Here is a 10,732-nt window from a genome sequence, read left to right on the forward strand (position 1 = left end):
GAAGTGCGGGCTGATCTGCGCCCGCAACGCCCGGACCTCCGCTCTCGCCAGCCGCTCCCGTGACGAGTCCAGCTCGGCCAGGGCGAGCTGGTTGCTGCGCCGGCCCGAGCACGGGCCCGGCGCTGAGCAGCAGCGCGGCCAGGTTGGCCCACACCCAGTAGGCGTACGGGCGGTCGGCGGCCCAGCCCTGGTAGTACCGCTCGACGACCAGCTGGTAGCCGACCCACCAGTGGAAGCCCGCCGCGCTGAAGGCCGCCGTCACGGCCGCGACCCCGACGGCGGCGGCGAGCAGCGCGCCCCCACGGTGCGTACGGCGCAGCGTCACCACGGCCAGCGCGAGCACGCCGACCAGGAGGAACCCGTACGACAGGTACAGCGCGAACCCGAGCACCGTCCCGCCGGCGAGAGCGGCGACGCGGCCACGGACCGCCAGCAGCGCCAGGCCGGCCGCGACCACGGCGGCGAAGATGCCGTCGGCCGAGGCGCCCACCCAGACCGCCCCCGGCAGCAGCACCAGGAACGGGAGCACCGCGCGGGCCGCGTCGGGCGCGCCGAGCGCCCGCAGGGTCACCGGCACCGACACCGCGACCGTGGCGCCGACCAGCACGCAGGCCAGCGCGGCGGCGGCGCCTCCGCCGAGGCCGATGCGGTCCAGCCAGACGAAGATGAGCAGCGCGCCCGGCGGATGCCCGGCGGTGTGGGTGGACCACGCGTCGGGTTGGAAGTCGACGATCCGGCCGGTGAAGCCGGCCAGCATCGCCGGGATGTCGGTCACCCCGGGGACCTCGTGCAGGTACTCGGCCTGCGGGGTGAGCCGCCGGGTCAGCCCTGCCGTCCAGCCGTCCACCAGGGCCAACGACAACGTCCAGGCGACCGCGGTCAGCCACGCGGCAGCCAGCAGGACACCCCACCGGGCGGTGCGGGCCCACCGCGCTCCCCACCCCACCACCGCGACCGCTACGGCCAGCGCGGCGGGGCTGCCCCAGCCGACGTGCGGCCGCCACGTCGCGTACAGCGGAGCGGCGTCGGCGTGCAGCCCGGCGCCACGCGCGTTGAGCAGGGCACCCACCAGCACGGCGGCGGCGAGCAGCGCCGCCTCCACGCCCAGTATCAGGAGGTCGCCGGCCCGGCGGCGGGGCGGGGTCCGCCCGGGGGCGGCGGCGAGAGTGGTGGTCGAGGCCATGACCACCGGACGGTACGGCGACAGCCCGCCCTCGCGCTCGCCAATCGGCGGCCCGTCACCGGACGGTAAGAAATGCCCAGGTGGTAAGGGTTCGGTAAGCACATTTCGGCCTCCGCCGCGGGCCTGCCGCCCTAGCGTCGGCAATATGCCGACTGAGATCGACGTGGTGCTGCCCTGCCTGGACGAGGCGGCCGCCCTGACCGGCGTGCTGACCGCGCTGCCGCCCGGCTACCGGGCCATCGTGGTGGACAACGGCTCGCGCGACGGCTCGCCCGAGGTGGCCGCGCGGCACGGCGCCCGGGTGGTGCACGAGCCTCGGCGCGGCTACGGCGCGGCGGTGCACGCCGGCCTGGAGGCCGCCGACGCCGAGGTGGTGTGCGTCCTCGACGCCGACGGGTCGTTCGATCCCACCGAGTTGCCGGCCCTGGTCGCCCCGGTGCTGGCCGGCACCGCCGACCTCAGCGTGGGCCGGCGACGTCCGGTCGGGGCCGGGGTGTGGCCGTGGCACGCCCGCGCCGGTACGGCGCTGGTCGCCGCGCTGCTGCGCCGTCGGGGCGTACCGCTGCGGGACCTCAGCCCGATCCGGGTGGCCCGCCGGGAGGCGCTGCTCGACCTCGGCGTCACCGACCGGGCCTTCGGCTACCCCCTCGAACTGCTGATCCGGGCCGCCGCCGCCGGCTGGCGGATCTACGAGCTGGACGTCACCTACGCGCCCCGGGCCGCCGGCACCCGGTCCAAGGTGTCCGGTTCGGTGCGGGGCACCCTGCGCGCGACCCGTGACTTCGCCGGGGTGCTGCGTACCGTGGAGGGCCCCCGGTGACCGTCCTGTTGGTGGTCGCCAAGGCGCCCGTCGCGGGGGCGGTGAAGACGCGGCTCTGCCCACCGGCCACCCCGGCGCAGGCGGCCCGGATCGCGGCCGCCGCGCTGCGCGACACCCTCGACGCCGTCCGCGCCACCCCCGGTGTCACGCCGGTGCTGGCCTGGACGGGTCGGCTGACCGAGGCGGAGGACGCCGCCGCGTTGACCGCCGCGCTGGCCGGCTGGGTGGTGCTCGACCAGCGCGGCGTCGGCCTGGGCGATCGGCTCGCCAACGCGTACGCCGAGGTCGCGGCGGCGTACCCGGGTCGGCCGGTGCTCCAGATCGGGATGGACACCCCGCAGGTGACGCCGACCGGGCTGGCCGCGGCGGTGGTGCGGCTGGGCGCCACCGACGCGGTGCTCGGCCGGGCGCGCGACGGCGGCTGGTGGTCGCTCGGGCTGCGCGACCCCCGCCACGCCCGGGTGTTGCGCGACGTGCCGATGTCGACGCCGGACACCGGCCACGACACGTGGGCGGCCCTGACCGGGCGCGGCCTGCGTACCGCGCCGTTGCCGGTGCTGCGCGACGTCGACGAGTGGTCCGACGCCCTCGCGGTGGCCGTCGAGGCGCCCGAGGGTCGGTTCGCCCGACAGGTCGCGGCGGTCCGCCTCGCCCTGCAGCCGGGAGGTCGGCGGTGAATCCCGTCGACACCGCCCCGATCGAGGCGCTGTCGACGTCGCCTGCGGTGCCGGCGCGGGGGCACGACGGGTCGTCGGCGGGCACGGGGGCGGATCCATTCGCTGCCGCCCTCGCCGACCGTGCGGCCCGGAGGCGGTGGCTCGTGCACGGCGACGGTGTCCGCAGCCGGCTACCGGTGGACCGCTGGCACGGACCGGCCGAGCCGGCGGTCGCCGGGCTGGTCGAGCGGTGCGCCGGGCCGACACTCGACCTCGGTTGCGGGCCGGGGCGGCTCACCGTGGCGCTGACCCGGGCCGGGCGGACGGCGGTCGGTGTGGACGTCTCCGCGACGGCGGTGCGGCTGACGCGGGCCCGGGGCGCGGTGGCGGTGCACGGCGACCTGTTCGAGCCGCTGCCCGGCGAGGGCCGGTGGGCGCACGCGGTGCTGATCGACGGGAACATCGGCATCGGCGGTGAACCGGTCGCGCTGCTGCGCCGCTGCCGGGAGCTGCTCGCACCCGACGGAACGGTGCTGGTCGAGCTGGAGCCGCCCGGCGCGGGGCTGTGGCAGGGCCTGGCCCGGGTGGCCGCCGAGCAGCGCGCCGGCCGGTTGCTGCTCGGCCCGGCGTTCCGCTGGGCCCGGCTGGACGCGCGCGCCGTGCACCCGGTCGCCGACGCCGCCGGCCTGGCGGTACGGGACGTGTTCCGGCGGGGGCGACGCTGGTTCGGCGAGCTGGCAGCGGGTCGCTGACGCCGCGGGGCGTCAGGCCGTCGGGAGGCGGACCACGAATCGGCAGCCGCCGACGACGTTCTGCACGTCCACCCGGCCGCCGTGCGCCTCGACCAGCCCGCGCACGATCGCCAGCCCCAGCCCGCCGGAGCCCTCCCCACCGGAGCGGGGCGTACGGGCCGGCTCACCCCGGAACGCCACGTCGAACAGCCGGGGCAGGTCGTCTTCCGGAATGCCGCCGCAGGTGTCGGCGATCGCCAGCCAGGCGGCGTCGCTCTCGCATCCGGCGTCCACCCGTACCGTGCCGTCGCTCGGCGTGTAGTGCACCGCGTTGAGCAGCAAGTTGCCCACGACCCGGGCCAGCTCGGGCTCGCTGGCCAGCACGGTGGGCCAGCCCGACTCGGCGGCCACCAGGCGGATGCGGCGGGCCTTGGCCAGCGGCGCGGTGCCGGCCAACGCGTCGGAGACCACCTCACCGAGCGGCACCGCCGACAATGTCAGGCGCAGCGCCCCGGCGTTGATCCGGGACAGCTCGAACAGGTCGTCGACGAGTCGGGTCATCCGGTCGGTCTGCAGGCGGATCCGCCGGTGGTACTCGGCGACCGTCTCCGGGTCGTCGACCACCCGGTCCTCCAGCGCCTCGGCCATCGCCCGCAGGCCGGCCAGCGGCGTCCGCAGGTCGTGTGACACCCAGGCCACCAGGTCCCGGCGGCCCTTCTCGACCCGCCGTTCCCGCTCCCGGGCCTGGGCCGCCCAGACCGCGGCCACGGCCAGTCGCCGCCCGAAGTACCAGCCGACGCCGAGGCTCACGACCGCCGCCGCGGCGACTGTGAGCAGGACGACCTGGAGGTCGTGCGGAGACAGGAACATCGCCTGGGCGACCACCACCACCCCGGCCACCACGGCGGCCACGGTGACGGTGAGCAGGACGCACACGTGCACGGTGATCGACCGGTGGCGCAGCAGCCGCAGGGTGAGCGCGCCCAGCAGGCCCACGCCGAGCGCGGCCGTGAGCGCCGCCCCGAAGATCAGCGCCAGGTCACGCATCGGCTGGCTCGTACCGGTAGCCGACGCCCCAGACCGTGACGATCCGTCGCGGCTCGGCCGGGTCGTCCTCGATCTTCTCCCGCAGCCGCCGCACGTGCACGGTCACCGTGGACTGGTCGCCGAAGTTCCACCCCCACACCCGCTCCAGCAGCTCGGTGCGTTTGAACGCCCGCGTCGGGTGCCGCATCAGGTGTGCCAGCAGATCGAACTCGCGCAATGTCAGGGCCAGCTCGCGGCCGTGCAGCCGGGCGATCCGTGGCCCGGTGGCCACCTCCAGCCCCGCGTCGGCCAGCAGCTCGGCCGCCGGCGCGGCCGGCTCACCGGCCCGACGCAGCACCGAACCGACCCGCAGCACCAGCTCGCGCGGAGAGAACGGTTTGCCCAGGTAGTCGTCGGCGCCCAGTTGCAGGCCGAGCACCCGGTCCGCCTCGTCGCCGCGTGCGGTCAGCATGATGATGGGTACGCCGTCCGGCCGCTCCCGCAGCCGCCGGCACACCTGCAACCCGTCCAGCCCGGGGAGCATCAGGTCCAGCACGACCAGGTGCGGCGGCCGGTCCTGGACGGCCTCCAGGGCGGCCAGCCCGTCCCCGACGTGGCTCACCTCGTACCCGGCGTGCTCCAGGTAGCGGCACACCACGTCGCTGACGGTGCGATCGTCGTCGACCACGAGCACCCGCTGCGCCACCGGCCACCTCCCGGGCCAGCCTAGCCAGCGGAGCCGACGGCCCCGACCCGGGAGATCTTGCGGTTCGCTTACGGTGCCGCGACCGCCGTGCCCCACACCTGTCGAAGCAGCGCGAGCAGACCGTGCCCGTCCTCGATCACGGCATCGGGAACGAGTTCGGGATGTGGCGGCTCCCGGTCGGTCCGGGGCGACCGCATGAGGATCGCCGCCTGAGCACCGGCGCGGCGGGCACAGGCGATGTCCCGGTGCACGGTGTCACCCACGAACCAGCATTCGTCGATGGACACGTCGATGGCCCGCGCCGCCAGAAGTGCGAGCTGTGGGTTGGGTTTGCGGGGCCCGGCTTCGTCGCTGTAGAACTCGGCGGCGAACAGCTCGGACAAGCCGGCGGTGTTCAGGTAGTCCCGGTGGGCGGCGCCGCACAGCGTGTTGCTGACCACCGCCAGCCGCAGGCCGGCAGCAGCGGCGGCACGCAGCGCCTCCGGGATGCCCGGGCGGACCTCCCACTCGGCTCGCGAGGTCCAGGCGTACGCCAGTGCGGTCGCCTCCCGCTCGACGGCCGCACGGGCCGCAGGCGGCCATCGTGGCGTCACGAACTCGGCCCATACCCGCGCGTGCGGCAGCTCGACCGGGTCGCCTGTCGTGCCCACCTCGTCACGCCAATGCGCGTACGCGGTCGTGCCCTCGCTCAGGTCGGCGGCGATCTGCGCGTCGGAGACCAGCCCACCCAGGAGGTGCGAGAACCGGTCGACCAGCGCGGGCGGCGCCGGGGGCTGTGGCGGCGCGTCGACCAAGACGCCACCGAAGTCCAGCAGGAGCGCGCGAGGTGAGCGAAGCATGTCGGCAATCCTGCACCAGTACGCACGGGAAGGGGAGGCGAGCACGAGGTCGACCGTTTCGGAGGATGTGGAGCAGGGTCGCCTTGCCTACTCATCGGTGTCGCTGCAAGCTAGGCGTAGGGCACGCCGTAGGGGCACGGTGGGAGGTTCAGTTGGATCATTCGGTCGTCCGCTCGCGACTTGAGGGCCTGGTCGATGACGCGGCGTACCTTCCCGAGCGCGCTCTGGGCGTTCTGGCCACCATTCCGGCGATCGAGGAACAGCTCCGGGGAAGGAATTCCCGAAAGCGTGACTATTCGCTCCGGGACCACACGATCATGGTCTGTTCCCTGTTCGAAAAGTGGTTCAGTGCCGTCCCGCTGCCGCTTGGCCTGCGGCTGCGGGCGCTCCGACTCATGCTGTGCCTTCACGACATCGGTAAGCCCCGCGCTCTGGCCGAGGAGCAGAAGGGCCTGCAGCACGAATACACCCTGGCGGTCTGGTCGGATCTGCGGGACGCGCTGCCGATCAGTGATCGGGAGTGGGCCATCTGCCGAGGGCTCCTGTCCGACGACGCCCTCGGTCTGTACGTGCGGGAGAAGATCTCTCTGGACGAGTCCTGCGACCGGATCACGACCATGGCGTCCGTCGGTGGTCGTGCCGAGCCGGGGCCCTTCGTCGACCTGTTGACCATCTATTACCAGGTCGATGCCGGCGCCTACACGCGCGCGGCGTTCCTGCTCGATCCCGGCGAGTTCATCGAGAAGCCGAAACTTGAGGCGGTGTTCCTCAAGGACGCTGCGGGAGACCTCTGCTTCTCGCCCCAGAAGAACAGGTTCGTCTTCGCAGCGCCCGTCGAAGAACGACACCGGCGGTTGCGTGACCGCCTGAGCGCGGGCACTTCTTGACATCCGGAGGTCGGGAATGGACGACTCGACCAAGAAGCTCATCGCCGACTGGCATCGACGCAGCAGGCAGAGTCAGCGTGTGCAGTACGACACCGGTAACCACTACTCCCGCCTGAACAGCCTGATCGGCGGCACGACGATCGCGCTCTCCGCCGTCGTGAGCACGGGAATCTTCGCAACCCTCGCGGCCGACCCGGCACTCTGGATACGGATCGCGACCGGTGTCCTGAGTCTGTGTTCCGTGGTCCTGTCCAGTCTCCAGACGTTCCTCCGCTTCGAGCAGCGGGCCGATCGCTACCGCGCGGATTCGGCCAGGTACGGCGCCATCCGCCGGGAGTTGGAACAGATCATGGCGATCCCACCCGGACGTGACTCTGATCTGCGGGACGCGCTCGGTGCCATCAAGAAACAAATGGATGACCTGGCCCAGGGTTCGCTGACCATACCTGCCCGTGTGAAGCGTCGGGCAGTCCGGGATCTGTCCGCCAAACCGCGGCAGAACGTCCTGTTCACGCCGTTCGACGAGCGCCGTGCGGCGGAGTCCGATGCGCTCGCGCTCGACACCGGGCCCAAGGAGGTCGGTGCGGGATCGAACTAGGAGGGTGCAGTCGGTGCTTGTCGCGATCGAGGGAATGACCAATGCCGGGAAGTCCACGACCTGCGGGGCCGTCGCCGCGCTCCTGCGTTCCGACGGAGTGCCCTGCGTCGAACTGAAGGATCTCGTGGTCAGAGATCCGATCTCGACGCGGCTGAAGTCGATCACCAACCCGGCCAAGCTCGCGGACGAGCTGGACGCCAACACCGAACTCATGCTGTACGCCGGTCACCTCAGCCGGAAGGCCCACCTCCTGAGCAGGGTCTCCGCCGACGCGCCGGACGCCATCGTCATCGCGGACCGTTGGTCGCTGTCCGTCTCCGCCTTCTTCGTTCACGTGCGGGGCCTGCCGCCGGAGGTCGTGGCAGGGGTCACCGCCTTTGCCAGCAGGGGAATCGAACCGGACGTGACGGTCTTCCTCGATGTCTCGTTGTCGACCACGCTCGAGCGGAGCACACTCAGCCCGTTCAGCCGCAAGGACATCGGGCTGGAGTCCTACTGGACGGCGCTGCGGGCCGGATATCTCGACGGGCTGAAGGAGAGTCCGGGCAGAACAGAGGTCTTTTCCAGTGACCGCGAGGATCCCCGCACGCTCGCCCGCCGCATCGTGCGAGTCGTGCTCTAGGGACCTCAGACGATGACGCGGGGGCCTGTTGTGCGTTCGTTGCCAGAAGTCCAGACGTGCGTGTCGGTCGCGGCCGCCTGCCTGCCCGGTCTGCACGCGACGAAGCTGACCGCGACGGCGATAGATCGTGAACCGTTCCTCCATCCCGGGGTGCGCTCGGTCCGGTCCGTCACCGTCGGAAAGGCCGCGCACGAGATGGCGTCGGCCATCGTCGCGGCCAGCGGCACCCGATTTCGAGGCGGAATCTGCGTGTCGAAGTCCGTGGGCACGCCGATCCCCGGCGTGACCCAACTGGTGGGAGACCATCCCTTCCCGCGCAGCAACAGCCTCACCGCCGGCATCCAACTCCGCTCGTTCCTGACGTCAGGCGCCTACGACCAGCGCGACGTGATCGTGTTCGGCATCTCGGGAGGAGCGTCGGCGCTGGCGGTCCTGCCGCTGCCACCGGTCACTCTCGAAGACCTCACCGAGGTCACCCGGATCCTCGTGCTCTCCGGGGTGGACGTGACCACCGTCAACATGGTCAGGCGGTCGGTGTCCGCCATTCACAACGGCGGGCTCCTGTCGTACTCACTGGGTGCCCGCTGCTGCTCGTACATACTGTGCGACAACGTTCAGGTGGGGCCGGCCGGCGTCGGCTCGGGCATGACGTACCCGTCCGTCACGGATGCCGACGCGGTCGTCGAGATCATGCAGAAGGCCGAGATCCCGAGCAGGTTGACGGCGAACTTCGTCGCCGCGATGGAGTTGCGCAGAAGCAGGTTCGCCGGTCACGCGGAATGCCGGAACACCATGGTCGGCGATCCGGGGCTCGCGGTGCGGCTCTGCGCCGAGGAGGCGGCGCGTCGCGGGTTTCGAACCGACATCATCGGTAGCGCCCTGCAGGGCAGTACGCAGGATGTGGCGGCGCTCTTCGCCCGCCGTCTGGATCTGGCGACCCGCGACGGCGGGCCACCACCCCGGGTCGTGCTGGGCGGCGGCGAAGCCACCGTCAACGTCCGTGGAGGCGGGCGGGGCGGCAGATGTCAGGAACTGGCCTGGCGGGTGGCACGGCAGATCTCGGGCTCCCGCTCGACCTGCTTCGTCGCTCTGGCGACGGACGGCCAGGACTTCGTCGCCGAGGCGATGGGCGCGTGGGTCACCGGCGGGAGCTTCGGCCTGCTGAGCGACCTCGGCTACTCGTGGGAACGGGTCCTGGCCGACAACAACACCTACGAGCCGCTGGCGAGGATGGGGCAGATCATCGAGGCGGCGCTGACCGGCACCAACGTCTGTGACATCTACGCCCTGTTCCGCTGGTAGGCGCACTGCCCACCGAACCCGCACCGACTGATCGGTCCGGCGGCGCGGGCTGCGTACGATGCGGGGCTGGGTTTCCCTCGTCGCGGCGGAGGTATCGGCAGATGGCAGGCCAGCACGAGGGTTACGCCCTCGGTGTCGACCTCGGTACGTCCAACACGGTCGCCGTGCTGCGGTGGCCGGACGGGCGGACCCGTCCGCTGCTGATGGACGGTCAGCCGGTCAGCCCGTCCGCCGTGTACGCCGACCCGGACGGCACCCTGCACGTCGGGACGGACGCCCGGCGGTTGGCGCAGGCCGACCCGGCCCGGTTCGAGGCGAACCCGAAGCGCCGGGTGGACGAGCCGACCGTGCAGCTCGGTGACCGCGCGTACGCTCCGGCGGAGCTGCTCGCCGCGGTGCTGACGGCGGTCGGTCGGGCCGCGGTGGACGCCGTCGGCTTCCTGCCGCCGGCCGTGCTCACCTGCCCCGCGGCCTGGGACGACACGCGCCGGCAGGTGCTCGCCGACGCGCTGCTGCGGGCGGGCTGGCCGCAGGCGGCCGAGCACACCCTCGCCGGGCCGACGCCGCCGGGCACCCGGCTGCTGCGCGAGCCGGTGGCTGCCGCCCGCTACTACACGCAGGTGCTGCACCGGCCGGTGCCGGTCGGCGGCGCGATCGCGGTGTTCGACTTCGGCGGTGGAACGCTCGACGTCGCGGTGCTGCGCAACGAGGGCGCCGACCCGTGGGGTGACTCCGGCTTCCGCGTGGTCGCCGACGGTGGCCTGCCCGACCTGGGTGGTCTCGATCTGGACGCGGCGCTGGTGCAGCGGGTGGGCGAGCTGCTCGGCGAGCGGCACGCCCGGCGGTGGGCCCGGCTGGTCCGGCCGTCGGATCCGGCGCAGCGTCGCGACCAGGTCCGGCTGTGGGACGAGGTGCGCGGCGCGAAGGAGACGCTGTCGCGCTCGGCCGTGGCCCCGGTCGCGGTGCCGGGGGTGGCCGAGGCGGTGCGGTTGACGCGGGAGGACGTCGAGCGGGTGGTCGCGCCGCTGCTGCGCCGGGCGGTGCAGCGGGCCCGGGAGGTCATCGCCGCGGCCGGGCTCCGCCCCGACCAGCTCGCCGGGCTGTTCCTGGTGGGCGGCTCCTCGCGGATCCCGCTGGTCGCCCGGATGCTGCACGCCGAGCTGGGAGTGGCGCCGACGGTGCTGGACCAGCCGGAGCTGCCGGTGGCCGAGGGCGCGCTGACGGACCTTCCGCTGCGCCGAGCGCTGCCGGCGTACGCGGGACCGCAGGCCGCCCCGACCGCGCTGCCCGTACCGCCTCCGGCGGGCCCGCCGGCGCCGGCTCTCGCAGGCCCGTCCACGCCGGCTGCGGCGTCGACCGCGC

At 73.2% G+C, this 10,732-nt stretch carries 12 protein-coding genes and 1 pseudogene; 8 read left to right on the forward strand and 5 right to left on the reverse strand.

Annotated features, from left to right (window positions below; translation table 11 throughout):
- Window positions 1–97 precede the first annotated feature (97 nt).
- A pseudogene (locus tag ABZU53_RS31335) lies at window positions 98–1,183 on the reverse strand (hypothetical protein); the annotation flags it as partial.
- Between the two features lie 145 nt (window positions 1,184–1,328).
- Here ABZU53_RS31335 and ABZU53_RS31340 point away from each other — a divergent pair.
- The 3 genes from ABZU53_RS31340 (at window position 1,329) to ABZU53_RS31350 (ending at window position 3,411) form a co-directional block, all read left to right on the forward strand.
- Window positions 1,329–2,003 carry a glycosyltransferase family 2 protein gene (locus ABZU53_RS31340; RefSeq protein ID WP_355069182.1) on the forward strand — a complete coding sequence of 225 codons (675 nt, stop codon included), beginning with the start codon at window positions 1,329–1,331 and terminating at the stop codon, window positions 2,001–2,003.
- Window positions 2,000–2,680 carry a DUF2064 domain-containing protein gene (locus tag ABZU53_RS31345; protein WP_354860863.1) on the forward strand — a complete coding sequence of 227 codons (681 nt, stop codon included), beginning with the start codon at window positions 2,000–2,002 and terminating at the stop codon, window positions 2,678–2,680. The genes ABZU53_RS31340 and ABZU53_RS31345 overlap by 4 nt, the downstream gene beginning before the upstream one ends.
- Before the next feature lie 143 nt (window positions 2,681–2,823).
- Window positions 2,824–3,411 (forward strand): class I SAM-dependent methyltransferase, encoded by a 588-nt coding sequence (locus tag ABZU53_RS31350; RefSeq protein WP_355069187.1) that lies wholly within the window; start codon window positions 2,824–2,826, stop codon window positions 3,409–3,411.
- Window positions 3,412–3,423: 12 nt separating this feature from the next.
- Here the strand turns inward: ABZU53_RS31350 and ABZU53_RS31355 are convergent, their stop codons facing one another.
- From ABZU53_RS31355 to ABZU53_RS31365, 3 genes are all read right to left on the reverse strand, one after another.
- Entirely contained in the window at window positions 3,424–4,437 is a 1,014-nt protein-coding gene (locus ABZU53_RS31355; protein ID WP_354856116.1) for a HAMP domain-containing sensor histidine kinase, read from the reverse strand.
- On the reverse strand, window positions 4,430–5,122 hold the full coding sequence (locus ABZU53_RS31360) for a response regulator transcription factor (protein WP_007461060.1): 693 nt from the start codon (window positions 5,120–5,122) through the stop codon (window positions 4,430–4,432). The genes ABZU53_RS31355 and ABZU53_RS31360 overlap by 8 nt, the downstream gene beginning before the upstream one ends.
- 68 nt (window positions 5,123–5,190) lie before the next feature.
- On the reverse strand, window positions 5,191–5,961 hold the full coding sequence (locus tag ABZU53_RS31365; protein ID WP_355069184.1) for an HAD family hydrolase: 771 nt from the start codon (window positions 5,959–5,961) through the stop codon (window positions 5,191–5,193).
- Between the two features lie 152 nt (window positions 5,962–6,113).
- On the opposite strand from ABZU53_RS31365, the gene ABZU53_RS31370 reads away from it, so the two are divergent.
- From ABZU53_RS31370 to ABZU53_RS31380, 3 genes are read left to right on the forward strand one after another with little or no spacing between them, the layout of a single operon-like run.
- Window positions 6,114–6,848 carry a hypothetical protein gene (locus ABZU53_RS31370; protein ID WP_354856114.1) on the forward strand — a complete coding sequence of 245 codons (735 nt, stop codon included), beginning with the start codon at window positions 6,114–6,116 and terminating at the stop codon, window positions 6,846–6,848.
- A 16-nt stretch (window positions 6,849–6,864) separates the two neighbouring features.
- Window positions 6,865–7,446, forward strand: a complete 582-nt coding sequence (locus ABZU53_RS31375) for an SLATT domain-containing protein (protein ID WP_354856113.1) — start codon at window positions 6,865–6,867, stop codon at window positions 7,444–7,446.
- Between the two features lie 13 nt (window positions 7,447–7,459).
- Complete coding sequence (locus ABZU53_RS31380; protein WP_354856112.1) at window positions 7,460–8,068, forward strand: dTMP kinase; 609 nt, start codon at window positions 7,460–7,462, stop codon at window positions 8,066–8,068.
- Window positions 8,069–8,073: 5 nt separating this feature from the next.
- Here ABZU53_RS31380 and ABZU53_RS31385 read toward each other — a convergent pair whose 3' ends face one another.
- Window positions 8,074–8,337, reverse strand: coding sequence for a hypothetical protein (locus ABZU53_RS31385; RefSeq protein WP_355069191.1), 264 nt, complete (start codon window positions 8,335–8,337; stop codon window positions 8,074–8,076).
- On the opposite strand from ABZU53_RS31385, the gene ABZU53_RS31390 reads away from it, so the two are divergent.
- Both ABZU53_RS31390 and ABZU53_RS31395 read left to right on the forward strand, forming a co-directional pair.
- A complete protein-coding gene (locus ABZU53_RS31390; protein WP_355069189.1) occupies window positions 8,219–9,370 on the forward strand; it encodes a DUF4147 domain-containing protein in 1,152 nt (383 codons plus the stop codon). The two genes, ABZU53_RS31385 and ABZU53_RS31390, sit on opposite strands and share 119 nt — an antisense overlap.
- A gap of 101 nt (window positions 9,371–9,471) precedes the next feature.
- Window positions 9,472–10,732: Hsp70 family protein (locus ABZU53_RS31395; RefSeq protein ID WP_355069186.1), on the forward strand; the 1,261-nt coding region annotated here is incomplete at its 3' end.

Origin of the sequence: Micromonospora sp. NPDC005194 (genome assembly GCF_040608335.1) — a bacterium.
Lineage (GTDB): Bacteria > Actinomycetota > Actinomycetes > Mycobacteriales > Micromonosporaceae > Micromonospora.